The organism is Psychrobacter pacificensis (assembly GCF_900101915.1).
Classification (GTDB): Bacteria; Pseudomonadota; Gammaproteobacteria; order Pseudomonadales; family Moraxellaceae; genus Psychrobacter; species Psychrobacter pacificensis.
The window spans coordinates 1-25,284 of sequence record NZ_FNAL01000018.1 but is presented as its reverse complement, the minus strand read 5'-3'; the positions used below and the strand labels follow the sequence as shown (position 1 = coordinate 25,284).

The following is a 25,284-nucleotide window of genomic DNA, read 5'->3' as shown; positions in this document are numbered from 1 at the left end:
GGTATTTTTGGAAAAAAAAAGCTGGACTCTTAATAGAATCCAGCTTTTTATTTTCAAGCAATATATTTATTGCTATCTGGCTTAAAGCTCTTCAACACCCATCATATCGACTGGGGTATCAGCCACTATCTGCACGCCTTTTTTACCAGTCTTGGCCGTATCATTACGCTGCTCTTGCAGATGGTCAAGATACGCTTCATTGATCTGGCCAGTAATGTAGCAGCCATTAAATACAGCACAATCAAACCCTTCGACTCTGCTGTGCTTGGTATCTTTGACGGCATCGATCAAATCATCTAGGTCTTGGAAGATCAGACGGTCAGCACCAATGATCTCACGTACTTCCTCAACACTATTGCCTGAGGCAATCAGCTCGGTACGCACTGGCATGTCAATGCCGTATACGTTTGGAAACTTGACTGGTGGCGCGGCACTCGCAAAAAACACTTTATTAGCACCTGCATCACGCGCCATTTGAATGATCTCATGACACGTCGTACCACGAACGATTGAATCATCAACCAATAGTACGTTTTTGCCTTTAAACTCTAACGGCACCGCGCTTAGCTTTTGACGAACGGACTTTTTGCGCTGCTGTTGACCTGGCATGATAAACGTACGACCGATATAGCGGTTTTTCATAAACCCTTCACGGTACTTGACGTTCATTTTTAGCGCCAGCTCCATCGCTGAGGTACGTGAAGTATCTGGAATCGGGATGACCACGTCAATGTCATGATCTTCGCCCCACTCTGCAAGGATTTTGTCAGCCAATTTTTCACCCATACGTAGGCGTGATTTATAAACTGAGATATTATCCATAATAGAATCTGGACGGGCAAAGTACACATATTCAAAGATACAAGGCGTATATTCTTTTGGCGCTACGCATTGATACGTATGTAGCTTATGGTTCAAATCAATAAAAATAGCTTCGCCTGGTTTTACATCACGAACGATAGTGAAGCCAGAACCTGTCAATGCGACTGATTCAGAGGCGACCATATATTCGGTGCCGCCGTTTTCTGCCATGCGCTTACCAAAGATAAGCGGACGAATACCGTTTGGATCGCGGAACGCTAGTAATCCATGACCAGTAATCAAGGCCACAACGCCATAAGCCCCTTCACAGCGTCTATAAACGGCTTTTACCGCTTCAAAGATGTCATCGGCTGTTGGATGCGTCTTACCTAGATTTTGCATCTCATGTGCGAGTACGTTCAGCAGCACTTCAGAATCTGAATCGGTATTGAGGTGGCGACGATCTTCGATATACAAAGACTTTGCCAAACTCTCAGCATTGGTCAAGTTGCCATTATGCGCAAGCGTGATACCATAAGGTGAGTTAACATAAAATGGCTGGGCTTCAGCGCTACTAGAAGTACCAGCAGTTGGGTAACGAACGTGACCGATACCAAACTTACCGACCAGCTTCATCATGTGACGATTCATAAATACGTCACGTACCATACCGTTTTCTTTACGTAGGTAAAGTCGACCATCTTGCAAAGTAACAATACCTGCTGCATCTTGCCCGCGATGCTGTAGCATCGTTAAACCGTCATAAAGTATCTGATTGACTGGCTCATGAGCTGCAACTCCAATGACTCCACACATATAGCTATATCCTATTTAACTCATACATTAGTACGACAATAACGGCAAAACTGCTGACAGTATGTGGCTAAAATCACGCACTGTCGTCCACCGCTAACCTGATGATTTTGCAAGAAACTTCATGATAATTTTTGATCATCTGTTTTCGATGATCAGTGACACATGTAAACGTTTAGAAGTATAAAAAGAATTAGAACAATAGAAAATTACGACTGATTGACTTGATCCCAAGCCATGCCCAACACATCTGATACCAATGCTTTCCCCATAGGTGCATAAGGTAGCAGCTCAGGGGCAAGGACTGAGGTTTGCCATTGCGGCATTTGTACTAGTAGTGGCGCAGTCACACTTAACACAACCAATACCATGAGTACATTTTTGGCAGCACCAAGCACCCCGCCCGCCATTTTATCGACTACGCCCAGACGCAGTGTCTTGAGCACACCTGAGAATACAAAAGTCACCAAGTGCATAACTGCCAATATCACAATCACCACCAGCAAAAAGGCCATCGCCATTTGTAGCACTGGGCTTTGCACGATACCAGATAATTGAGGCGACACCGATCCTGCGAGCCGAGTCGCAGCGATAAGAGCGATAAACCAGCCTACTAAGCCAACCGCAGTTTTGATCAGGCCAACTTGAAAGCCGCGCCACAAACCAATCAAGACAACAATAGCAATCACAATATCTAGAACGCTCATATCTTGCGCCTCACCATTTTATTCACTTGACTAGCTTTCCATGGCATCATAATAGCCACCGATTGCTTGAATACAGGATTGTACTAAGCCAGGACCTCTGTAGATCAGTCCTGTATAGAGCTGTACCATGTCTGCACCTGCTTCGATTTTTTTGACGGCTTTGGCACCGCTATCGATACCGCCCACACCTATCAAAGCAACTTTACCATCTAGCTGATCAGAGAACTGTTGTAAAATCTGGGTACTAATGTGGCTCACCGGACGACCTGACAAGCCGCCCATTTGATCACCATCACGTAGGTCTTCGACACCCACACGGCTCAGTGTCGTATTGGTTGCAATCAAACCGTCAATTTCAAAGTCTAATAATTGCTGTGAGATATAGTCAACTTGCAGTGGCTCTAGATCAGGCGCAACCTTGAGCACCAATGGCACATAAAACCCATATTCAGTCGCCAGCTGACTGTGACGGTTTTTAATCGTATCCATCAGCTGGGTCAGAGCCTCACCACTTTGCAAGTCACGTAAGTTTTTGGTGTTTGGCGATGAGATATTGACCGTAATATATGAGGCATGCGGATAGACACGCTCTAAGCAATACACATAATCGTCTGCGGCTTGCTCTACCGGCGTGTCGGCATTTTTACCAATGTTGATACCGATATTGCCTTTGTATTTGCAGCGTTTGACATTGTCAATCAGATAATCAACGCCTTCATTATTAAAACCCATACGGTTGATGATGGCGTCTGCTTGCTTGATTCTAAACAGTCTTGGCCTATCGTTACCCGCTTGCGGTCTTGGCGTGACCGTACCTACTTCTATAAAACCAAAACCCAGCTCAGCTAGCGCGTCAATGTAGTCACCGTTTTTGTCCAAGCCTGCAGCAAGACCCACTGGATTAGAGAACTGTAATCCCATACAGTCAGTAGGCTGCATCGACTGACCATACGCCAAACCTAAAACACGCGCTTTATGTGCTTTATCCAATAAAGATAGCGTCATCTCATGGGCGTGTTCGGGATCCATATTAAACAAAAAAGGACGAAGTAAGGCATAAGACATAGTGATGGCAAACCCTGCTCGAAAGAAATAGTGGATAAAGAATATGAATGAAATCAGGCGGAGCGATTATATCAGCTTAACAGAAACAAGCGCAAAGTTTCACACGGTAAATTTCCACATTTAACCCGCCGTCAGCGCATATAAGCATTTATTAAATAGCCATAATAATTCACTGTCTTTTAAGCTCAGCTGAATCAACAGCGAAAGACAACTAGTATATTATATCAAGGTACTGGGCGACCGTCAGTGAGTGCAATCCAACCACGTATAATTCGATATAAATGCCAGATAAAGGTGAATGTCACAATCAACAGACCAAAGCCAGCCAGTAACGTCGAACCAATAGCAATATTGCCACTATCAGCTAGCATACTCACACCAAAACCACCTAAAGCAAAAACTGTGATGACAATACCAATAATAAACCAAACGATACTGTACCAAAACGTTTTGATTTGCCAATCAAAATGCGTGGATAACCATGTACCATCAGCATCGTGACGCTTGGCATAATTCATCACAATCGGCACGATCCACAGCAGACCAGCGGTAAAATAGCTAATCACATATAAGAAATAAGTGATGTGATTGTAAATGGTTAAAGAACGGCGCTTATCGTTGCTCATACTGTCACTCATTGGTTTGCGTTGTCCTTGCTGGTCAGTAATCTTGTCTGCTGAAAACTATGCTCATCAGTATCGTTATGAAGAAAGTGCTTTACGCTAAATATCTATCGTTAGCAGTGGCTAATAAACATTTAATGGTGACAGATAAAAGGCTTTTCAATGACATCTAACTCAAAATGCCATTTGAAAAACGAGTTACTAATAAATTGGATTGGAACATATCATGTTCTGTTACTCATATTCTACTATTAAGACCATACCTGCCACTAAACAGTATCGAGTTATAAAGTGACAGTGGCTTGCACTTGGATAGATTTATTCGTTAGGTCTTGCTGCATGGATAACTGCGTGAACTGCCAACCTTGCTGCTCTAACTTGCCAAGAGCGGTACTTACGACAGCTTGACTGGGGTGGATAAAGCTTAACTGCACCGAATCACCAGCCGCAACGACCTGAGCATCTGTAATTCCTGTGGTATTTAGCAGCGCACTAATTCGATTGGCAGGCGGCATGTCAGCCTCTCCATTAGCGTTATTGCCAGCACTTAATGCATTACTATCGATATTACCTGCTTGCGCCCGCAACCAAAAATAATCAGCCACTTGTTCCTGATAATCATTTTCGCTCTCTTTTGCCGCTTGATGAATGCTATAACCACCATAACCGCCGATAAACACCAACAAAAATACGGATAATATAGCTAACGCTAGCTGATCGCGTGGTGGTAATGCTTGCCAGCGCGTTGATAGCATATTTTGGTAACTGCTCATACGCTCAGAGAATGCGTGCGCCTTAGTATTGGTTGCAGAGACAGCTGCACTGCGTTTGGTACGGCGCTGTAATTGTTTCATGTTTTGACCTTTTCTTACCAATACACTGATGAATTATGATGCTGCCGGAGTGTTCGCCGTATCGCTGTTTTCCACCACATCCACAGTGACCTGAGCACTAAATTGACCTTGATCATTACTACTCACTTGCGCAAGCTTGGCATTCAAACCTTGCGCTATTAGCGTGCTCGTGAATTGATCCAAACTGCCACGATCAGGTGCAATGAGCGTAAAACTGAGTGCAGATGGCTGCATCACTAGCGTCTGCGCACGCAGTGAAGATTGTTTGATTAAGGGTGATATCTTTGACAGCGCTGCCATGTGTGATGCAGGTGCCTGGCTGTCGCTAAGCAGTTTTGGCTGTAATTGTACTTGGAGCTTGGTTCGAGTGCTGAGGGGCTCATCAGTGAACCAAGATTGATATTGCGCTGCTATTTCAGTCTTGGTGGCAGCTGTTGCCTCATTATACTGGTACCACTGCACCCCATCGGTTGCCATCTGTAGCACTAAGGCCGATAACGCAACCATCATTGCTACCCGTAAATACGGTGATAACTGTGAGTCGGTTGATTTGATAAAGAAGTTCAGCGCATGACGTTCTGGGTTGTCAATGGGCGCTGGTGTCGTGGGCAAGCTCGTTAATAACAGCTGGTGATCAGCGATCAGCGCTTTAGTTTGCGCCATAGAACTGGTAGTCGCTGATGTTGCTGGGATATCATTGATACCCATACTATCCATTTCATTAGTGGCTGAATCACTGGTAGCAAGGCTATTGGCTTCAATAGAAGTCAGCAACATCACTTCGCTTAAATGCGGAAAGCGCTCAAAGATCAACGGCAAATAGCTGACAGCCATACCTTGGCGCAATGATTGGCGCAATAGCAGAGTCTGCTCGTCTTGATATAATGTCACTTGCTGACCTGCACCTTCTTCTGGCGGCAGCAGTAATAGGAAATCTGGCAGTAGTGCCACTATATTCATACCCACGAGTTGAGCACTTTGCTGCCATGCCTCAATATCGCTTTGTGCCAATGCGTACAGCTGCGTCGTATCAGTATGGCTCAACTGACGAATAACCAATTGCTCAACTGGCGTTAGGGAGGTTTCTTCAAACAAATACTGCTTACCACTATTACCCAGCTGCTTGAGCTGAGCATTATTAAGCGCTGTTTCTACTTGCAATACATGACTTGAGGGGAAATATAAACAAATTGCCTTTTGGCCATTCGATTTATGATGACCATAGATAGTTTGTAACTGTTGCCAACCATCAACCGTCTGCCATTGATGTACATCTTCGCGCCAGACAGCTAGCGGACTATGCTGCGCTCGTAACCAAACATGTAACACTAAACGTGTCCTCGATTATTGCTGCGGTTATAAAAGTACTGTGATGAAGCAGTGCTACTATTTAGAAAGGATTGAGTCATTTTATCTGCTGAGCCAGTCGCTTAATTGGCATGATTGCCTCACTCTGAATTCACCCTATCTAAGAAATGGCTAAGTCAGCCTAGTATGGTTGGTCAGGTACAAAACGATCCACTTCAGTGGCCATCCCAGTCATAACAAACTCCATTTCAAACACTCTGGCTTCTGCCAAAGAGAATGACTCAGGATAATCACCAGTCAACAAGCCTGCGATATAAGCAACGATTGACATATGACAAACAACGACCAGACATTCTGCATCAATATTCGCAATATCAATTAAAGCCTCACGGGCATCATCAGAGGGCGTGATATTATCTTGTACTGTTGAAAGTACGTTGGGCATTCGTGACTGGAATGCAGCCAGCGTCTGCTGCGCCCTATCATAAGGACTGACGATAAAACAATCTGGATGATAGTGTGTGGTCACATACTCTGCCGTCTGTGCCGCTTGCTGTTGACCAAAGTCAGTCAGCTGACGCGCACTATCCGGACGCGTCTCATCTTCGGCTTGACCATGACGTACTAATATAATTTTCATAACCTTCCTTGGTGCGCGGAGTTAGCACTGTCTCTCAATAGTACCTTTTAATAAAATATCTTACTTATCAGCATCGCTATTTTTACTTTTGGCGTCGTCTTTGGTATTGTCTTTAGCGCTGTTACTTGAGTTTTTCATATGAGCGGTAAGCGCAGCATTGCTATGATCATGCGCCATCACAAACTCAACATCACTACGGAATCCCGCTTCCATCAAATGTAGTGCCACGCCTAATGCTGCTTTATCTTCATAAATGACCGCATAGAGCGCATGGGTGATAGGCATATAGATGCCCGCTTTAGTGGCTTTTTCGTGGACTTGCTGAATCGTATTGACCCCTTCAGCAGTTTGACCCAGTTTTTTGACGGCAGCATCAATACTCATGCCGCGACCGAGCATATTACCAATACGATAGTTGCGGCTTAACTCTGAGCTACAAGTGGCATATAAATCCCCCACTCCTGACAAACCTAAAAAGGTTAGCGGATTGGCCCCCTCTTCAACACCGAAACGACTCATTTCTGCCAAGGCACGAGTAAGGATCATTGCTTTGGTATTTTCACCCACTTCATAAGCAGCTGCCATACCCATGGCGATGGCATAGATGTTTTTGAGCGCGCCGCCAAGCTCGACACCGCGTACATCGTCACTTGCAAACACCCTAAAAAAAGCACTGTGCAAAGCTGCTTGTACCGCATGACGCAATGGCTCAGACTCACTTGCAATCACCGTGGCAGACGGCATGTTTTTCATGATTTCTATGGCAAGGTTTGGCCCTGACATAACACCGAAATTCACTTCAGGCAACACTTCTTTAATAATGTCGCTCATCATGGCAAAGGTATCTTTCTCCATTCCTTTGGTCAACGATACGATAGACTGCCCACTGATCAAAGGCGCAATGTTTTTTACCGTTTCGCGAAAAGCCAATCCCGGCACGGCGATAAAGATAATATCTTTGTCTTTGACGGTAGCCGCCAAATCATGACTGTATTTCAAACGGTCATCAAGCTTGTAGCCAGGCAGATATTTTTTATTGGTTTGAGTTTTTGCCATCGCTTTTACCGTACGTTTATTACGTACCCACAGCGTAGCATCGCAGCCATTACGCGCAGCCAAGTTTGCCATTGCCGTACCAAAGCTACCACCACCTAAAAACGCCAAACGCAGCTTGGTAGGGTTGCTGTGAATATCTGCCATGTCTTTTGCGACTGCTGACTCAACTGGACTGCGCGTTGATTTTTTACGACCGATGCCTGACTTACTTGCACGCTCTAAGATACTTGCCAACATACCATTTTGTTTTTCAGACGTATTGTTGCCCGCCTCATTGTTAGCGCTGTTGTTATTTTTATTGCTATCGTTAGGACTTGTCATGTTCTTTTATCCATGTTGACTGACTTATTCTCATAGGAGCTACTGTTCCCAGATATCTCCGATACTCGGGCTCGCGGTCTTTTTGAGGTAATAATTTTACCAAGAGACAACACCGAGTCAAATTACGACTCGAAGCGTACTAACGGCTCGATATCAATAGGTTTGCGTTTGGATTCATCTTTTGGACTAGTGCCAGTATAAACAAAAGCGGTCACATAATCATCTGGACCCACATCAAAATAAGCTTTTACCGCAGGCTCATTACATAACAACCCAGTACGCCAAACTGTACTAAATCCCTGAGCTTTGAGTGCCAGTATCAAATTTTGCACAGCAGCACCTGCACTGAGCATTTGCTCAAAAGGTGGCACTTTTTTATGCTCTTGCATTTGCGTCACGACCGTTATGATAACAGGTGCTCGGAGCGGCATGGTATGGGTTTTTTTGATGGTTTTCTCAGACAGCTCTTCGCCATCTTTGAGCGCTTTTTCTTTTGCTGCGGCTACCAAAGCATTACCTAACTCGTGACGTGCCTCTCCTTGGGTCACAATAAAGCGCCATGGACGCAGTTTTTTGTGATCGGGCGCTGTCGCTGCACACCCAATAGCAGACTCGATTTGATCCCGTGTTGGCGCTGGTGTATCCAAATTGCCCATGCTGCGTCTTGAATTAATCCAACCAATCAGCTCTTCACTGCTAGCTGAGACATCATTTGTGGCTACATTTTTAACGGGCAGTTTATTGTCCTGTGGCGCTTGGTTATTTTCATCTGTTGTCGTCATTGCCTGTCCTTACTTATTATTATTTATTTCTTTTTACGAACTACTTTTAAATCTGATACTTGTCATTGAAAATACTAAGCACCGAATGCGAAAAAATATTTAAGCTGTAGCAATGCTGTTTTAAAAAACATCCACTACGCAGCATCTTCGACGCGGTGATCCATGCGTAGATAATCTTCTGATTGCATCTCAAGCAAGCGTGAGCGGGTACGCTCAATCTCAAACGCTAGCTTTTCCCCTTGATACAAGTCCAAAATCGATTGCTCTGCGCGTACCAACAGTTTTACACGGCGATCATAAAACTCATCGACCAGATAAATAAAACGGCGCGTTGGATCACGCAAATCATCATCTAAAGCGGGTACTGAATCAACTAATACCGTGCTGAATTGTTTTGCAAGTTCAATAAAATCAGATGCCGAGCGCGGTGCCATGCACAGATGTCGAAAATCGCAAAACAAGATATCTTCGGTACGCGCGTTGATTGGGATCTCGCGGCCATTGATAATAATCGGGTCATTGCTGATTTTTTGATTATTAGACAAGCTGGCAAAGCGGTTGGCGAGCCAGTGATGGTTGGCTTTGGTCATTGGTGATTCGTACAACTCTGCTTGCTGAAGCACGCGCAGACGATAATCAACACCGGAGTCGATATTCATCACAGTCGTATGGCTCTCAACCTCTGCAATGGCGGGTAGAAAACGGTCGCGGTGCAAACCATCTTTGTATAAACCAGAAGGCTCGATGTTTGAGGTAGCCACCAAAGTGATACCGCGATTAAACAGCATCGTAAACAAATCACCCAAAATCATCGCATCAGAGACGTTAGACACAAAAAACTCATCAAAACAGATAACGACCGCTTCTTTATAAATAATATCGGCGACTTTTTCGAGTGGATCACTTTCGCCTTGAAGCTTATTCAACTCCTGATGAACACGCTGCATAAAATGATGGAAATGCAGACGCATTTTGCGCTCAATGGTCAATGAATCATAAAACATATCCATCATCCACGTCTTGCCGCGACCGACACCGCCCCACATATATAATCCAGTTGGCGCGGCAGGCTTAGATTTTAAAAACCCAAAGAACCCTTTCTTTTGCGGTGCGCTATTGATGAGCTGATGGTAGATCTCATCAAGATAGCTCATGGCCTGAAATTGCTGCTCATCCCGAGTAAACTCATCGGTACTGACGGCTTTCTCGTAACGTTGCAATGGAGATAAACTCATAATACGACTCATCGTTGGATTAAATAAATATCAAAATATTGGAGTGGCTAAGTGCTACCCTAAAACATAAATTAGCGGTTAAGGTTAAAACTACGTATTACTATGCGTTTCTAATAACTTTTTGAGCTCTGATAATCGACCGTGAAAAAAGTGACCAGCACCATCGACAACGCTTACTGCAATTCCTAAACGATCTGCAAATGCCTGCATATTTTCAGGCGCGATTACTTCATCCGCATTGCCATAAATCTCAAAGGTTTTATCAGCGGGTAAATTGATATCAGTACTGTCATTTTTTTCAACTGAGGGTGCGATAAGCGCGATTTTTGACACGTCAAAATCACCCAATCCCCATATATGCGCGGCTTCAAGTACTTGCTCAGCCACGCGGGCAGTGACATAACCACCAAAAGAAAAACCGCCCAGCCATAGCTTTCGGGCATTGGTTTGTTCAGCAATCCATTGTAGCACGGTCATTGCATCGACCACTTCACCTTCCGCATAATCATGCTCGCCTGTCGATTGGCCAACACCGCGAAAATTAAAGCGCACCACATGCATACCATTGTCACGGGCAAAGCGGTACATAGTCGTGACCACTTTATTGTTCATTGTCCCATCGAACAACGGATTGGGATGACACAGCAGCGCAACGGTATCTGTATTTGGGTCGTTAGGATTGTCATTTTGCCATAGTGCGTCGACCTCGAGCACACCAGCAGGAGCAGGAATCAATTGCATAGTATTACTTATTAATAAAAATGAATGGCTCAATTATCCTAGATATGATTTTTATTTCAAGTGATTTGCTGTGTACGGGTGCGACTTGTTTTATGTTAGGCCAAAGTTGATGCCCAGCAGCTGAGTATATGATTTATTTAAGCACGCTTTTTTTGTCATAAATTGGATAGGTAATACTGCTGTAATACCGCACACAATAAGCGTCTAGACAGGTAATATCTAGATGCGCTACATTCATGAAGCTTTGCCTATCGCTAAGACGTTCTGTTTATATACATTAGGAATTATTTATGAATACCTTTAACAAAACTGCCAGTTTAGGTGCAATATTGGCCAGTGCGCTCGTTTTAAGCGCTTGTCAAAGCACGCCATCATCACCAGTGATTCAACGTGCCAACTCTATTTATGAAACCACAGGAATCGCTGATACCAAAGTCAAAGCGCAGCAAAATGCAATTGATAGTGCGCAAAAAACCTGTCGAAGCAAACAAGTCATTATTGTTGATGACAATGTCAAATATAATGGTATCTTAAATGAACGTACTGGCCGTATGGTTGGGCAAGTGGGTTCCGTGGTCGGCTCAATCTTTGGCACGGGCACGCCAGATTTGTCACGCAATGATGATTATGAATACAAGATCAATTTTCGTTGCCAGTAACTCTCTATCAGCAACTCTCTAAATGAGCGACGCCATTTGCGTTTCTCTAGCATCACCTGACATACTGTGATTGATGGAATAGCCAACAAGCCGCGATATGGATGATATATCAATCAAAGCTTGTTGGCTTTGCTTTTTGTGCGCGCCCTTTTGGGTTAAACTATCCGCTATCGTATTCAGCATATCTTCATCAGTCTTTATATTTTCATTATCTTTGGTCTTATATCATGCGCAAACCTAACCTTTCAAATATCAAACAGGCCAAAGTACTCGCACCTGCCAAAGATTTGGCCACTCTAGAGGCCGAGCTCGCTGAGCAAGAAGACCATTTAGAGGATACGGTCCTACGCCTGAGTGATTACTTATCCGCGGTTGAAATGGTCATCAAACAGACCTTTGACCACCGGGTATGGGTCAAAGCTGAAATCCGTAATCTGTCGAGCAAGGGTGGTCACTATTATTTTGAATTGGCAGAAAAAGACGATGATGGCAAAGTGGTCGCCAGCTGCCGCGGCAACCTTTGGCGCTTTAAAGCGGCTCGTGTATTAGCCAAGTTTGAGCGCGCAACGGGTATGCCGCTTGAGCGTGACTTGACCGTACTCCTTAAAGTATCGGCAGGATTCCATCCCCAGTACGGTTTTTCAATCACGATTGAGGATATCGATCCCAGCTATACCCTAGGCGACTTGGCACGGCAGTATGCAGAAATGGTTGATCGCTTAACAGGCGAAGGGCTATTACACCTCAATCAGCAGCTGCCTACCCCTTTTGATATCGAGCATGTGCTGGTCATCGCGCCTGAAAAGGCGGCTGGATTGGGTGACTTTCAAGCAGATGCGGATCGCTTAGCCAGTACAGGTGCTTGTCATTTCCACTACCATAATGCGACTTTTCAAGGCAATCATGCACCCGCTGAGATACGCCAAGCCATCGTTAGTGCTCAGCAGCAGTTTTATGAAATTTATCAGCGTTTGCCTGATTTATTGGTGATTATTCGCGGCGGCGGTGCGGTTGGTGATTTGGCTTATCTTAATGATTATGAGCTGGCAGCGTTGGTGGCTGAGCAGCCTGTGCCTGTCTGGGTGGGTATCGGTCATGAGCGTGACAAAGTCATCTTAGATGAAGTGGCGCACACCAGCTTTGATACGCCCTCAAAAGTGATTGCCGCTATCCATAGTCATTTAGCCCAGCTCGTCACTCAGACGCTACAATATCAAGCGCAAATCAAACAAGCCGCTCAGCGCCAACTCAATACGGCGGAACAACAAAGCACACGCCAGTTGAGCCAAATACAGTCGCAAACTATTGGGCAACTCACCGCTCTGCGAAAAGACAATGATTATGCGTGGCGCAGCATTCAACAAAGCGCACAGCGTCAAGTAAAGCAAGCCGCTAGACTGACGGCTGAGCGATATACACAAACGCAAACCTCGGCACGTCAACAACTGACGAAAGCCGCGACCAATAGCAAAACTCATCAAGAATCGATTATGCAAAACGTGCAGCAGCAAGTCATACAATCACAGCGTGATAGCGAACATCTACGTGATATTGTGCTATTACATCGCCCGTCTCGCGTGCTCAAACAAGGCTATGCCATGCTCACGGATGCCAAAAACAACCAAACGCTCACGACCAGCACCCAACTGTCTCCTGAGCAAACCGTCAATATCATTTTAAAAGATGGCAATGCAAAAGCGCAGATTATCGATGTCAATATCGACAAGAAAGCGACTGAAACCTCAGACATGCCCATTTAATCATATAATAATATCTAACAACTACTTATCTACTTACCTTTAACAATTAGGAAATTTTATGACCACCCCTACTCGCAGACGCAAAAAAGCCGCCCCAAAAACCTTTAAGGCGGCTTACGATATTTTAAAAACCAATGCGGCCGAATTACAGCAACAAGACGAGCCTGATATTGATAATCTGATGACCACGGTTGAAGAGTCTATTGCGGCTTATCGCGTTTGCGAAACCCGTATTAACGCGGTACAGCAAGCATTGGATGCGGCCTTCGCCGAAGAAAAATCTACTAGCAGCACGGACAGTTAGTTTATTCAGGCTCATCAACTTCAAAGACTTGGCGTAGATAGGCAAGATACGTGTCATTATTGATCATGGTCTTGCCTGGGCTATCAGACAGCTTGGCCACTGGCTGACCATTGCACTCTACTAATTTGAGCACGATATTAATCGGTGTGATGCCCATGTCATTGGTCAAATTGGTGCCAATGCCAAAGCTGGTTCTAATACGATCTTTGAAGTATTGATGCAGCTCCCAAGCCTTTTCTAAATCCAGCCCATCACTGAAAGTCAAAATCTTTGTCTTTGGATCTATTTTTAATTTTTCATAATGTGCCACTGCCTTATCACCCCAGATGTAAGGGTCGCCACTATCGTGACGCAGCCCATCAAAGAGCTTGGCAAAATACAAATCAAAGTCGCGCAAGAACGCATCCATACCAACCACGTCTGTCAATGCAATACCCAAATCACCGCGATATTCATGCACCCATGCTTCAAGCGCTGCCTTTTGTGAATCGCGCAGACGTACATCCAATGCCTGAAATGCCTGCATAAACTCATGTGCCATCGTGCCTATCGGCGTCATGCCAAGCTGCTTTGCCAGATATACATTAGAAGTACCGCCTACGATTTTTGGCGCAGCCTTGTATAGTGTCTCTACCACATGCGCCTGCCAGCGTTTGCTAAAGCGTCGACGCGTTCCAAAATCAGCGACGATAAACGGCGGCGTATTACGATCTTCTTTTTTCTGCTCTGCCGCATATTGATGCAGCAATGCCACTTTTTCATCAAGGCGGCGCTGTCCTTCTACAATCACACTATCGTCAGATAACGCATTAAAATAAAGCTCATTGACGATAGCCAGCACAAATACTTCAAAGAACATTGCCTGAATCATCGGCCCTTCGATGTCGATAGACAAACGACCTTTTTCATCGATACTGACGGTAATAAACCGGCGTTTTAACTTAAATAATTCTAGATAATCAACAAAGTCTGAGCGCATAAAGCGCAAACCACGTAGGTAGTCCAGCTCATCTGGCAAAAAGCGCAGTTCACACAGACTGTCTAGTTGCTGCTCTAGATCTTTTTTGATATTGGCGAGTGGATAAGCGGTGTCTTTATGATTGCGGCAGCGAAAACGGTAGACCCCATGCGTCTGCGGAAATTGATGCAACATGGCTTGCAACATCGTAAATTTGTACAAATCATTATCAAGCAGTGAGGTAATAATAGGTGAATAAGTAGCAGTCATGCTATGGCCTTAAAAGTGCAGAAATGAGAAACAAGTGTCACCGAATCAACCAAGCGACCTTATGTCTGAATAATAAATAACATCTGGATAATAGACGCCCATAAAGTATGCGTCATCCATAAACCATCCAGTATAACGAAGTTTGGTATTGATGTCAGAGTTCGCATGAGATTGCAGCAAAATTCGTACAACTAGCGAAAATGATCATCGAATATCTAACAGTACATGGTACAAAAAAGACGCTAAGAGTGAACTTAACGTCTTTTTTATTTATTCAAAGGTGGCAATAAAACGACTATGATTTCACCAGTTTTACCAATGGTGCATAGCCCGATTGCGGCATCACATCGACTGGGATGAACTGTAGCGCCCCGCCATTGATACAATAACGCAGCCCGCCACGGTCTTTTGGACCATCAGAAAATACATGACCTAAATGTGAATCTGCTACGCGCGAGCGCACCTCAGTACGTACCATATTGAATGCCGTATCTTGATGCTGAGTAATCACTTGCATATCAATAGGCTTGGTAAAGCTGGGCCAGCCGCACCCTGACTGGTATTTATCAGTCGACAAAAACAGCGGCTCACCGCTCACCACGTCGACATAAATCCCTGGTGCAAATAAATCGTCATATTCATGACTAAAAGCACGCTCCGTCCCAGCCTCTTGCGTGATATTGTATTGCGCTTTGGTCAAGGTATTCTTTAGCGCATCTTTGTCAAATTTAGCATAGCGCTTGGGATCTAACGTCTCAGCAATAGTCTCAACTGGCGCAAGCTTGGTGCGAGCTGCCCCTTCAGGCTTATCATCAGCAAGACTCAAATCAATATGACAATAGCCATTTGGATTTTTTGCCAGATAATCCTGATGATACATCTCAGCCAAATAAAAATTATCTAAGGGTTCATTTTCGACCACGACTTTTTGCTCATATTTGCTTTGTACACGCTTGAGCGCAGCATCAATCACCGCTTTGTCTTCTTTGTCAGTGTAATACACACCTGAGCGATACTGCACACCGCGATCATTGCCTTGCTTGTTCAGACTCGTTGGATCAACCACTCGGAAATAGTATTTTAAGATGGTATCGAGGTCTGTTTTGTCGGCATCATAGGTAACTTTTACGGTTTCTGCATGACCTGAGCCACGAATGACTTGCTCATAGCTTGGATTGGCTGTATCGCCATTGGCGTAACCTGATACGGCATCGATGACGCCATCAACGCGCTCCATATAAGCTTCAACACCCCAAAAACAGCCCCCTGCAAGGTAGATTGAGCGGGTGTTGATTGGTTTGCCGGTCTCATTGTAGTACACGCCATCTTTTTGCTTGATGGTTTCGATTTTATTGTTATCTGATGCTTGTGCATTGGCAGGTTTAGCGTTACCTGCTTTGAGCTCAGCGAAGCCATTATCTGCATTTTCGGCAAGTGCGTAGGCTTGCTCTACTGATATATTACCTTTTACCAAGTGTACTAGATTGCCATTTTTATCAAGGATAGCCCAGCTTGGATAAACTTGTACACCAAGCTTATTGATAAGTTCACCTGAAGGGTCAGTCAAGACAGGCAAGTTTGGGTGGTCCGCTTGTACGCCTGCATACCAAGTACTAAACTCACCATCCGCTTTTTCATTCAGGTGACCAGGACTGGCGACAGTCATGACATTCAGCCCTGAAAATTTAGGATCAGTGCGCCATGTCTCAGTCTCCTTTAACGTTCCCAAGCATAACGGGCACCAACTCGCCCAAAATTTTACCAAGGTTGGCTTATTAGGATCAATCACTGCCGCACCTGTGTCGCCTAAGCCGCTCGTTAGCTGCGGCAATGCTTGCATTTGTTTGAGCATGTCGGAAGGCAACATGTCACGAGAGCTTGTGACACCAGTATTTTGACTACCTGATTTGGTACTACTGCTTGCGCTGCTTTCTGCATTACTCATCTGGCCACAGGCGACTAATATGCCTGCACTTAGCACTGTTGTCATGCTAAAGGCGCTAACATTTTTTAGCCAGCTTGGTGAGCGAGGTTTCTTAATTTCTTCATGATTACTATTTTTTTGATTGTTTTTATATGACATGACATGTCCTTGTTACGAATGGTGCGAGTTTTGGCAACCATGAGCGATAAATAGCTCAAAATTCTATTATGAGGGAACTCAAGTTAAAGAGATAAGACTTTGAAAAATGGTGGAGAGACAGTGATTCTGATGGTTGAGACGCATTAGTTCATCTTAATAGTATACAACGCTACTGGAGCCTACTTTAATAGTAAGCTGTTGATAGCTACACTTATTTAACAGGATAGTAAGAGTGCTGATAGAGAAGTATCTGACACCCTCATCAATCCCAATTAAGCTTTGGCACGCATAAACTGCTCGACATAATCATCAGCAGGATTGTGTCTTAAGTCGCTTGGTGTTCCTGTCTGTACTAAGCGTCCGCCATTTAAAATACTGATGCGCTGACCAACTTTAATAGCCTCATCGATATCATGGGTGATAAAAACGATGGTTTTGTTCAGGCGCTCTTGTAGTTCTAATAATTGATCTTGCAACTGCGCGCGAATAAGCGGATCAAGCGCAGAGAATGCCTCATCCATCAATAAGATGGGATTGTCCGTTGCTAGCGCACGAGCCAGCCCAACTCGCTGCTGCATACCGCCAGATAACTCATCAGGGTAGCTGTGCTCTAGGTTGGTCAGCCCTACTTCATTGAGCCAATAACGCGCGATCTCATGACGCTCGCTCACACTCATTTTACGGACACGCAGACCATAAGCGACGTTTTGAATCACAGTCATGTGCGGAACTAAGCCGAAATGCTGAAAAACCATGCTGACCGTTTGCTGGCGGTAGTGCTGCAATTGTTTATCATTAAGTTCTAAAATATTGATAGCGTTAGATGAGCTTTCGTCTACTGGCGCAGTGTTTGCCTGAGTATTATCCTTGGCATGCGTTTTGGTATTGACCGTCGTGTTAACCCATATCTCCCCGCTGGTTGGATCAATCAATCGATTGAGATGACGTATCAAGGTCGACTTGCCAGAGCCTGACAACCCCATGATGCAATGTAGCTCGCCTGCCTTGATATTCAAGTTGATATCGTAGAGCCCCACCGAGTAGCCAGTTTGTTCTTTAACTGCAACGCTATCCATACCCTCAGCCAGTAACGCCATTGCAGACTGGGCTTGCGTGCTATTGGCATTATAGATTTTACTGATATTTTTTAGCTGGATATGATTCATCGTGACTCTCGCTATTTGCTTGATTTTTATGCTGGCTTTACTCATTGACTATTGGACAAGTTTCTACCCAATCGGACGCCTGCCTGCTTTGATCGTTTTTTGACGAGCACGCTTTCCTTGACCAAAGGCTTGAGTAATGCGGTCAATGATAATGGCAACGATAACGATCGCCATACCCGCTTGTAAGCCTTGCCCGATATTAAGCGTTTGGATAGATTGCAATACATCTTCACCAAGGCCTGGGGCACCAATCATCGACGCCAGCACCACCATCGCAAGTGACATCATGACCGCCTGATTAATACCTGCCATAATACTGGGCAGTGCTTGTGGCAGCTTGATCCAAATGAGTAGCTGCAAATGCGTACTACCAAAAGAGCGTCCTGCCTCGACCATTTCATGATTCACTTGGGTAACACCCAACGTTGTCAGGCGAATCAGTGGTGGCAGCGCGTAAATAACCGTTGCAAAAAGTGCAGGCACTTTACCAATACCAAACAGCATCAGTACCGGTATGAGATACACAAAGCTTGGCATCGTCTGCATCACATCGAGTACTGGCGTCACAATCTTGCGCAGCAGCTTGCTACCCGACATGGCAATACCGATAGGAATACCAATCACCACCGTGACCAATACTGACACGATGAGTAACGCTAAGGTATCAATCAGCGCGCCCCATAACCCAAAAGCACCAATCAAAAATAGCCCCGCGCCGCATGCCAACGCAAACCAAATCTTGCGTACACCAAACCACGCCAATACAGCCACTAAGGCGATAATCAGCCAAGGCGGAATAATCGTTAATAATCGCTCAATAGGTAAGAGCAAGTACGTAAGTGTCACCGTGCTAATAGTGCGAAATACGTCTCCGTAGTTTTGGACGACGCTTGATAAGGCATTGTTGAGCGGGGTCTCAAGTGACCATGATGGAAAACTGGATGATAATACCGACTGATCCATAGTAGAAGCAGTATCATCAATCGAGGTGGTACCGTCCAAACTGACACCTAGCTTAGTCGCAAGATTGGTAGCAGCTTCCTCAGACAACCAACCGCGCCAAACGTCTGGGTTATCACGCAAAAACACCAACGCCTGCTCATCGCCACTACGCTTACTCTCACTCATCTCCAAGATAGCGCCGTTCAGCTCATCAGGCGTAAACTGTATCTTTTTGAAGACCTCTGCCAGCTCAGGATTGGTGTCGATAAATGGGGTCGATGCTGCAATACCAAGAGGCGATACGGGAAAGCCTGATACGCAATCAGACGTGCCGTCAGCGAGTAATAGGTCTTGCCAGCAGGCATCTTTGTGATCTGGGAACTCTAAAGCAGCAAAGTCATACTTTGCCATTAGGCCCGTAGGCTGCCAGTAGTAAAACAATAGTGGCTTATGCTGCTCAAAAGCAGAGGCGATTTCAGCATCGAGCGCAGCGCCCGTACCGGGATGAGCATTATTAAAAATACTATCAAGCCCCGTATTTTTTAGAAGGCGCGTATTAAAAATCTCACAGGTCCATCCAGAAGGACAATTCATAAAGCGAGATTTGCTCGGATCTTCAGGGTCTTTGAATAGATCAGCATATTTGGGCAAGTCTTGATAACGACGTAGCCCTGGGTTTTCTTCTAATACATATTTTGGGACATACCACCCTTGGGTTGCGCCACCTTTGAGTGTATCGCCAATGACAGCCACTTTGTTCTGCTCGATGGCATTTTCCATGATTGGTGAGCGTCCAATCCACTGCTCACCGATGATCTGAATATCGTTTTGAGACAATGCGGTCTCAAGCGCAGGTCCTGCTCCTGGCATTTCTTCTACCGTACAACCGTAACCCTCTTCAGCAATATATTTAAGCACCCCAGAAGTAAACTGTCCGCTCTCCCACGTCAGTGCGCCAAACTTGATCGGTGACTCACAAGCTGCGGATGCTGATAAAGGCAGCAACAACGCGCTCATACACAGTAAACTTAATGCAATCCATTGGCGCATGTTCTGTCCTATTTATTGTTTTGTACTGACATGAAAGAAGTATCACAACCACAGAGCATCACGATGCCATATTGACTCACAACATCTATGAATCATTCACTGTTGTTTAGACTTACTACAAAGTGTAGCGACTTATAGGAGTAATAACAAATGCTTATTTTTCGATTGCTGAGATGGTTAAACCTTATGCCATGCAGATATAACACTATCATTAATAAACCTTTTCCCAATGCTAACCTTTGATTTTTTGACAAAAAAATAGCACCTATTTTGATAGATGCTATAGATATAGGTATCGAATGAAGAGAGTTCAAAATCAATTTTTGAATAACTCCCATAGAGCAATTATTTCAAAAACAATGCCATCGCCTTTTTAAACAGTCCACCATAAGGCGGCAATAAGAAATTGAGACCATTAAGCTTAGTTTGTACAAAAACTGGTTTCATATGGCTCAAACGCTCAAAACCTGCTTTGCCATGGTAAGCACCTGTACCAGAATCACCAACCCCACCAAATGGCAAGTCATGCTGGGCGACATGCATGATCACTTCATTGATACATAGACCCCCAGAGACGGTATTGTTACGCACGTTTTCGATGCTGCTATAGTTGTCACTAAAGACATATAGCGCTAATGGACGTGGACGCGCGTTGACGAAAGAAATCGCATCATCCAATGTCTCATAATGCATCAGCGGCAAAATCGGAGCAAAAATCTCATTTTGCATCAGATCGCTATCAGGCGCAGGCTCGCTCACAATCACAGGTGGCATCAAGCGCGTTTCGATATTGGGCTCAACTGCAGTAAGTGCGTGTATCTCAACACCTGTTAGCGCGTCTAGGTAACCCTTGACCCGTTTAAACTGCTCACCATTGATAATGCGTGAATAGTCTGGATTGTTTTCGATATTGGGATAGTGCTTGGCCATCCACTCTTTTGCTAAATGGATAAACTGGTCATGATATTGACGCTGAATCAATACATAATCTGGGGCAATACACGTCTGACCTGCATTTAGTGTTTTACCCATCATGACACGGTTGACCACCGACTCTAGATTGGCATCATCCAATACAATCACTGGTGACTTACCACCAAGCTCAAGCGTCACTGGGGTCAAGTTAGGTGCCGCAGCCGCCATGACTTTTTTGCCGACCGCAGTAGACCCAGTATAGAGTAGATGGTCAAATGGTAATTCGCTAAAGGCGGCCGCAATATCCACCTCACCCAGCACCACACAAATCATATCGGGCGAAAAATAACGAGAAATGGCATCAGCAAATGTCTGAGCAAACTGCGGCGCAGCTTCGCTCATTTTGACCATGACCCGGTTGCCTGCGACAAGCGCATCAATCATCGGACCAATCGCCAAAAACAGCGGATAATTCCAAGGCACCATGATACCGACCACCCCCAATGGCTGCGGCTGAATCTCATTGTGAGCGGGCATATATAGGGGTGAAATAGGCGCACGATACGTTTTCATCCACTTTTTGCCGTGTTTTTTGGCATGACTGATACCTGTGAAGCTCGGGAACAGCTCGGCAAACTGAGTCTCTGATTGGCTACGATACCCAAAGTCTGCGCTGATTGCTTTTGCAAAGCTTTCTTGATTGTCGCTCAGCATCACTTCTAAATTATCTAGCTGGGTCTCACGAGTACCCCAATCATTGATCGGCTGCTTACGGCTTAGCATTTGTAAGCGCGCAAATTGCGCTTTCATCTCATCGATGGTTTTTGCGGTACTCAGTGCTTCAGGCATACGCTGCAGCGAAAAACCTGCATCGGTTGGTGCCTGCTCATGGGCGTGTTGGTTGCTATCTGTCATTTATCTTCCTTGTCGTGCTCATATGATGTCACATGCTCACTATGTTTATTGAATTATGGTGTTACTTTGTTAGTCAGACGCGCGCATCCGTTATATGCCCTGACCGTACATTTTATTCGGTTTTGCTTATCAAACTTTAATGTAGCGCATTGACTGCGCAATGAACAGCTTCTTTGGTTGACTAGTGCGTCTGTACTAGTGTTGTCTACCTATCAGCTAACTCAATGATATATAAATATTTTTATGAATCCTTCATGACTTTTCACCCTTATTATTTAACTGTCTTTTAGACTGCGTGATAGCATATAATCTTTGAGCGATACCTGCCAAAACTGCTACACTAGCCATCGGCATCCTCCGCCTTTACACTGGACAATCATAAGACAGACACGCTCATGCAAAACGACACACAACCGCTCAATGACATGCTGATCAGTAAATCTCTGTCAGCAGCCGATTATGTTCCCACTCTCGATGCCATGCTGTCACGTACTCTCGAACGTATCGATCTAAAAAAACAGCAAGGACTGCGCACGCCTGATGAGTTATGGATCGTTGATCACAACGATGTTTATACGCTTGGACAAGCAGGCAAAGAAGAACACATCTTGCAGCGCACCGACACGCCTATCATCAAGACCGACCGCGGTGGTCAGGTAACTTGGCATGGTCACGGACAGCTGGTACTTTACTGGTTGTTTGACTTAAACAGTTTGGGCTGGAGTGTACGCCATCTGGTCTCCCATGCTGAGCAGGCGATAGAGGATGTGGTAAATGATTGTCTGCGTCACTCACCATCTGCTAGCAGTGAGCATATCAGCGCCCATGCTCGCCGTGATGCGCCTGGTGTATATCTGTATGCGGAGTCACCTGTAACGAATATGGCGGATGATGCAGATGGCATGCCAGCCAGTAGCGACTCTTTGGATGACAAGATTATGCTTGGGAAAATAGCGTCATTGGGCTTTAAGATTAAGCATGGTTTTAGCTATCATGGTATCGCAATTAACTTAGACTGTGATTTGTCAGCATTTAATGCTATCAATCCTTGCGGTTATGCGGGGATGCAGATGTTGCGCTTGTCTGATTTTGTGGCCATGCAGACAGATTCAGAGCAAAAAGAGTCAGAAACACAAACGACTCAACAAATCAGCGACACATTAAACTACAAGATAGTTACTCAAAAACTTATCGACAATATCGCCAAGCGTCATGCTGGACTGATTGAACTACGAGCAATAGCGCCAAAGTGAGTTTTGAGTCCATTTTTGCATAATCTTTTTTTGCATAATATCTTGCACGCTTAGACTTAAGCATTAAGAGAAAATTTGGACCAAACTTGTTATAATCGCACCCAGTACAAATCGGGTGCGGTAAAAATTTTGCAGTATCCCTAGCTAAATCAATCATTCAAACCTCTAAAACAAAAGCAAATTGGAGTATTTCATGGCAGATTTTAATAAAATTTTGGACGCAGGCGACGTAGACGGCGGTATCATCAACGTAGTAGTAGAGATCCCAACTGGTAGCAGTCATAAAATTGAGTGGAATCGCGAATTGGCAGTATTTGAGCTTGATCGTATTGACCCACAGATTTTTGCTAAGCCATGTAACTATGGTTTCATCCCACAAACGCTTGACGAAGATGGTGATGAGCTAGATGCATTGATTTTGACTGAGCAGCCGCTACCGACTGGCATTTTCCTAAAAGCAAAAGTCATCGGTGTCATGAAGTTTGTTGATGATGGCGAAGTCGATGACAAAATCGTTGTCGTACCTGCTGACGACCGTGACACAGGTAATGCTTACAACAGCCTAGAAGATCTGCCAAAGCAGTTAATCAACCAACTAGAGTTCCATTTCAGCCACTATAAAGACCTGAAAAAAGCGGGCACTACTGTGGTTGAGTCTTGGGGTGATGTGAGCGAAGCCAAAGAAGTCATCAAAGAATCTATCCAACGCTGGAAAGACCTATAATTTATTAAAATTGGCATAAATGCTAATCATAGATAAATACCAAAATACCGCGATCGCAATGTGATCGCGGTATTTTTTTGTTTGAATACTCTGTGTGTAACTTGAATACTCTGTATGTAAAATGGTTATAATAAACGCGACTACTCATTCACACGCATACGCCGTAATAAGGACAGCCATGTTTAACCCCGACCCTAGCAAAAAGCCGGTCAATACCAAGTTGCCAAAAGACGTCATCATGATGGTCGAAAAAAACAACTTGGTAATGGCCATCAAAACGTTGGCGGCAGACGAAAACATCAGTATGGATGAAGCCAAAACTAGGATTGATGCCTATGAGACTGCACTCAAAGTAAAACAACAGCAAAAGCTCAATACCATCGCCAGCAAACAAGGTATCCCCAATCAGGCCATTAGTTTCGATAGAGAGCAAGAGATCGAAGATGAGCCTGGTCCATTAGTAAAAAACCGTGTTAAATCTACTCAGCCAGGGCAAGGGTTTAAAAGCTTACAAGCGGGTGTCGACAGTCAACTCAATGACTTGGGTTATAAAAAACCTTTACTCCCTTATTGGCTAAAACGATTACTCGTTATCGCTGTCTTGATGATAGGTATATTTTGGATATTGTGGCGAGTGTTTGGTTAAGTAACGTACTGGATCGCGATACTTTTTATAGAACCGTTTATCGCTGATACTGTAGCCTGCGAGTATTATTACTCACGGGCTGGACAATAGAAAAGCCTAACAAGGCCTGCTGGTTTCGCTAGTCTGTTATAAGTGGTTCCATTATACCAGTCTGTTTTAAGTAGTCTATTAATAGGTTTGAAGGGTGAGATAGTTGGTTCCGTTGGGGTATAGCCTAAAAAAATTAAGGTGAACATAAAAAATGACAGAAGAGCATCATTATATTTCTCATAAAACTATGGTTAATCTATTAAACGATTTATCGCCATTTAATTATGCTTATTTTTATGGGTTTTTTGCAGTTTTTTTCACTCTTAGATTAACACACCAAGTGCAACGCTAATTAATATTATAGAACGCCTGCATAGGCGTTTTAAACCCTAATCGTTTTCTTGGTCTGTTGTTTAGTTTGTTCTCAATGTCCTGTATTTCATTATCAGAGACTTGTCTAAAGTCACAACCCTTAGGCAAGTACTCTCTGATAAGGCCATTGGTATTCTCGTTGGTTCCTCGCTGCCATGACGCATAAGCATCGGCAAAGAAGAAAGGGCTAAAGAGCTTTTGTTTCACCTTCTTATGCTGAGCAAACTCTTTACCATTGTCAGAGGTAATGGTCTTAACCTGCAACCTCACTGGCGCTAAGAGTTCTATCAT

At 44.5% G+C, this 25,284-nt stretch carries 24 protein-coding genes; 6 read left to right on the top strand and 18 right to left on the bottom strand.

What is annotated here, in order from left to right:
• Positions 1-81: 81 nt before the first annotated feature.
• The 11 genes from purF to BLR43_RS10270 form a co-directional block, all read right to left on the bottom strand.
• A complete protein-coding gene (purF, locus tag BLR43_RS10320) occupies positions 82-1,617 on the bottom strand; it encodes an amidophosphoribosyltransferase (RefSeq protein ID WP_093070936.1) in 1,536 nt (511 codons plus the stop codon).
• Between the two features lie 206 nt (positions 1,618-1,823).
• Complete coding sequence (locus tag BLR43_RS10315) at positions 1,824-2,321, bottom strand: CvpA family protein (protein ID WP_093070934.1); 498 nt, start codon at positions 2,319-2,321, stop codon at positions 1,824-1,826.
• A 30-nt stretch (positions 2,322-2,351) separates the two neighbouring features.
• Positions 2,352-3,386, bottom strand: coding sequence for a quinone-dependent dihydroorotate dehydrogenase (locus BLR43_RS10310; protein WP_058024983.1), 1,035 nt, complete (start codon positions 3,384-3,386; stop codon positions 2,352-2,354).
• 224 nt (positions 3,387-3,610) lie between these two features.
• Positions 3,611-4,012, bottom strand: a complete 402-nt coding sequence (locus BLR43_RS10305; protein WP_093070974.1) for a DUF4870 family protein — start codon at positions 4,010-4,012, stop codon at positions 3,611-3,613.
• 281 nt (positions 4,013-4,293) lie between these two features.
• Positions 4,294-4,863 (bottom strand): type II secretion system protein GspM, encoded by a 570-nt coding sequence (gene gspM / locus BLR43_RS10300; RefSeq protein ID WP_071001383.1) that lies wholly within the window; start codon positions 4,861-4,863, stop codon positions 4,294-4,296.
• Positions 4,864-4,896: 33 nt separating this feature from the next.
• Positions 4,897-6,192 (bottom strand): type II secretion system protein GspL, encoded by a 1,296-nt coding sequence (gene gspL / locus BLR43_RS10295; protein ID WP_071001382.1) that lies wholly within the window; start codon positions 6,190-6,192, stop codon positions 4,897-4,899.
• A gap of 160 nt (positions 6,193-6,352) precedes the next feature.
• Positions 6,353-6,811, bottom strand: a complete 459-nt coding sequence (locus tag BLR43_RS10290; RefSeq protein WP_058024979.1) for a SixA phosphatase family protein — start codon at positions 6,809-6,811, stop codon at positions 6,353-6,355.
• A gap of 60 nt (positions 6,812-6,871) precedes the next feature.
• Positions 6,872-8,188: an NAD(P)H-dependent glycerol-3-phosphate dehydrogenase gene (locus BLR43_RS10285; RefSeq protein ID WP_071001381.1), complete on the bottom strand. Its 1,317-nt coding sequence runs from the start codon at positions 8,186-8,188 to the stop codon at positions 6,872-6,874.
• Between the two features lie 122 nt (positions 8,189-8,310).
• Positions 8,311-8,970 carry a nitroreductase family protein gene (locus BLR43_RS10280; RefSeq protein WP_071001380.1) on the bottom strand — a complete coding sequence of 220 codons (660 nt, stop codon included), beginning with the start codon at positions 8,968-8,970 and terminating at the stop codon, positions 8,311-8,313.
• Between the two features lie 134 nt (positions 8,971-9,104).
• The gene (gene zapE, locus BLR43_RS10275) at positions 9,105-10,205 is read right to left on the bottom strand and encodes a cell division protein ZapE (protein WP_071001379.1); all 1,101 of its coding nucleotides are present in this window, start codon (positions 10,203-10,205) and stop codon (positions 9,105-9,107) included.
• 90 nt (positions 10,206-10,295) lie between these two features.
• Positions 10,296-10,946 (bottom strand): alpha/beta hydrolase, encoded by a 651-nt coding sequence (locus tag BLR43_RS10270; RefSeq protein ID WP_071001378.1) that lies wholly within the window; start codon positions 10,944-10,946, stop codon positions 10,296-10,298.
• A gap of 290 nt (positions 10,947-11,236) precedes the next feature.
• Between BLR43_RS10270 and BLR43_RS10265 the strand changes: the two genes are divergently transcribed.
• Positions 11,237-11,605, top strand: a complete 369-nt coding sequence (locus BLR43_RS10265) for a hypothetical protein (RefSeq protein WP_071001377.1) — start codon at positions 11,237-11,239, stop codon at positions 11,603-11,605.
• An 18-nt stretch (positions 11,606-11,623) separates the two neighbouring features.
• On the opposite strand, the gene BLR43_RS13635 is transcribed toward BLR43_RS10265, so the two are convergent.
• Positions 11,624-11,788 carry a hypothetical protein gene (locus tag BLR43_RS13635; protein WP_156770944.1) on the bottom strand — a complete coding sequence of 55 codons (165 nt, stop codon included), beginning with the start codon at positions 11,786-11,788 and terminating at the stop codon, positions 11,624-11,626.
• A 44-nt stretch (positions 11,789-11,832) separates the two neighbouring features.
• On the opposite strand from BLR43_RS13635, the gene xseA reads away from it, so the two are divergent.
• Both xseA and xseB read left to right on the top strand, forming a co-directional pair.
• Positions 11,833-13,365: an exodeoxyribonuclease VII large subunit gene (xseA, locus tag BLR43_RS10260; protein ID WP_071003576.1), complete on the top strand. Its 1,533-nt coding sequence runs from the start codon at positions 11,833-11,835 to the stop codon at positions 13,363-13,365.
• 58 nt (positions 13,366-13,423) lie between these two features.
• Entirely contained in the window at positions 13,424-13,669 is a 246-nt protein-coding gene (xseB, locus tag BLR43_RS10255) for an exodeoxyribonuclease VII small subunit (RefSeq protein WP_071001376.1), read from the top strand.
• Between the two features lies 1 nt (position 13,670).
• Here the strand turns inward: xseB and pncB are convergent, their stop codons facing one another.
• The 5 genes from pncB to BLR43_RS10230 form a co-directional block, all read right to left on the bottom strand.
• Complete coding sequence (gene pncB, locus BLR43_RS10250; protein ID WP_071001375.1) at positions 13,671-14,897, bottom strand: nicotinate phosphoribosyltransferase; 1,227 nt, start codon at positions 14,895-14,897, stop codon at positions 13,671-13,673.
• 295 nt (positions 14,898-15,192) lie between these two features.
• Complete coding sequence (msrAB, locus tag BLR43_RS10245) at positions 15,193-16,938, bottom strand: bifunctional peptide-methionine (S)-S-oxide reductase MsrA/peptide-methionine (R)-S-oxide reductase MsrB (protein ID WP_379542890.1); 1,746 nt, start codon at positions 16,936-16,938, stop codon at positions 15,193-15,195.
• A gap of 314 nt (positions 16,939-17,252) precedes the next feature.
• Positions 17,253-18,146: an ATP-binding cassette domain-containing protein gene (locus tag BLR43_RS10240; protein ID WP_071001373.1), complete on the bottom strand. Its 894-nt coding sequence runs from the start codon at positions 18,144-18,146 to the stop codon at positions 17,253-17,255.
• 63 nt (positions 18,147-18,209) lie between these two features.
• Positions 18,210-20,138, bottom strand: coding sequence for a glycine betaine ABC transporter substrate-binding protein (locus BLR43_RS10235; RefSeq protein WP_083328793.1), 1,929 nt, complete (start codon positions 20,136-20,138; stop codon positions 18,210-18,212).
• Between the two features lie 345 nt (positions 20,139-20,483).
• On the bottom strand, positions 20,484-21,968 hold the full coding sequence (locus BLR43_RS10230) for a coniferyl aldehyde dehydrogenase (protein WP_071001372.1): 1,485 nt from the start codon (positions 21,966-21,968) through the stop codon (positions 20,484-20,486).
• A gap of 395 nt (positions 21,969-22,363) precedes the next feature.
• On the opposite strand from BLR43_RS10230, the gene lipB reads away from it, so the two are divergent.
• The 3 genes from lipB to BLR43_RS10215 all read left to right on the top strand — a co-directional run bounded on the left by lipB (position 22,364) and on the right by BLR43_RS10215 (position 24,591).
• Complete coding sequence (lipB, locus tag BLR43_RS10225) at positions 22,364-23,221, top strand: lipoyl(octanoyl) transferase LipB (protein WP_071001371.1); 858 nt, start codon at positions 22,364-22,366, stop codon at positions 23,219-23,221.
• 193 nt (positions 23,222-23,414) lie between these two features.
• A complete protein-coding gene (locus BLR43_RS10220; RefSeq protein ID WP_058024967.1) occupies positions 23,415-23,945 on the top strand; it encodes an inorganic diphosphatase in 531 nt (176 codons plus the stop codon).
• A 178-nt stretch (positions 23,946-24,123) separates the two neighbouring features.
• Entirely contained in the window at positions 24,124-24,591 is a 468-nt protein-coding gene (locus tag BLR43_RS10215; RefSeq protein WP_071001370.1) for a hypothetical protein, read from the top strand.
• Positions 24,592-24,969: 378 nt separating this feature from the next.
• Here the strand turns inward: BLR43_RS10215 and BLR43_RS10210 are convergent.
• A partial coding sequence (locus BLR43_RS10210) for an IS30 family transposase (RefSeq protein WP_057694202.1) occupies positions 24,970-25,284 on the bottom strand: 315 nt, incomplete at its 5' end.

Bases quoted from the DNA above. Each gene is read 5' to 3' on its own strand.
- xseA (WP_071003576.1), top strand. From the start codon at position 11,833: ATGCGCAAACCTAACCTTTCAAATATCAAACAGGCCAAAGTACTCGCA.
- pncB (WP_071001375.1), bottom strand. From the start codon at position 14,897: ATGACTGCTACTTATTCACCTATTATTACCTCACTGCTTGATAATGAT.
- BLR43_RS10230 (WP_071001372.1), bottom strand. From the start codon at position 21,968: ATGACAGATAGCAACCAACACGCCCATGAGCAGGCACCAACCGATGCA.
- purF (WP_093070936.1), bottom strand. From the start codon at position 1,617: ATGTGTGGAGTCATTGGAGTTGCAGCTCATGAGCCAGTCAATCAGATA.
- BLR43_RS10240 (WP_071001373.1), bottom strand. From the start codon at position 18,146: ATGAATCATATCCAGCTAAAAAATATCAGTAAAATCTATAATGCCAAT.
- lipB (WP_071001371.1), top strand. From the start codon at position 22,364: ATGCAAAACGACACACAACCGCTCAATGACATGCTGATCAGTAAATCT.
- BLR43_RS10310 (WP_058024983.1), bottom strand. From the start codon at position 3,386: ATGTCTTATGCCTTACTTCGTCCTTTTTTGTTTAATATGGATCCCGAA.
- BLR43_RS10265 (WP_071001377.1), top strand. From the start codon at position 11,237: ATGAATACCTTTAACAAAACTGCCAGTTTAGGTGCAATATTGGCCAGT.
- BLR43_RS10215 (WP_071001370.1), top strand. From the start codon at position 24,124: ATGTTTAACCCCGACCCTAGCAAAAAGCCGGTCAATACCAAGTTGCCA.
- BLR43_RS10305 (WP_093070974.1), bottom strand. From the start codon at position 4,012: ATGAGCAACGATAAGCGCCGTTCTTTAACCATTTACAATCACATCACT.
- BLR43_RS10220 (WP_058024967.1), top strand. From the start codon at position 23,415: ATGGCAGATTTTAATAAAATTTTGGACGCAGGCGACGTAGACGGCGGT.
- BLR43_RS10280 (WP_071001380.1), bottom strand. From the start codon at position 8,970: ATGACGACAACAGATGAAAATAACCAAGCGCCACAGGACAATAAACTG.
- BLR43_RS10290 (WP_058024979.1), bottom strand. From the start codon at position 6,811: ATGAAAATTATATTAGTACGTCATGGTCAAGCCGAAGATGAGACGCGT.
- zapE (WP_071001379.1), bottom strand. From the start codon at position 10,205: ATGAGTTTATCTCCATTGCAACGTTACGAGAAAGCCGTCAGTACCGAT.
- BLR43_RS13635 (WP_156770944.1), bottom strand. From the start codon at position 11,788: ATGCTGAATACGATAGCGGATAGTTTAACCCAAAAGGGCGCGCACAAA.
- BLR43_RS10315 (WP_093070934.1), bottom strand. From the start codon at position 2,321: ATGAGCGTTCTAGATATTGTGATTGCTATTGTTGTCTTGATTGGTTTG.
- BLR43_RS10235 (WP_083328793.1), bottom strand. From the start codon at position 20,138: ATGCGCCAATGGATTGCATTAAGTTTACTGTGTATGAGCGCGTTGTTG.
- gspM (WP_071001383.1), bottom strand. From the start codon at position 4,863: ATGAAACAATTACAGCGCCGTACCAAACGCAGTGCAGCTGTCTCTGCA.
- BLR43_RS10270 (WP_071001378.1), bottom strand. From the start codon at position 10,946: ATGCAATTGATTCCTGCTCCTGCTGGTGTGCTCGAGGTCGACGCACTA.
- BLR43_RS10285 (WP_071001381.1), bottom strand. From the start codon at position 8,188: ATGACAAGTCCTAACGATAGCAATAAAAATAACAACAGCGCTAACAAT.
- xseB (WP_071001376.1), top strand. From the start codon at position 13,424: ATGACCACCCCTACTCGCAGACGCAAAAAAGCCGCCCCAAAAACCTTT.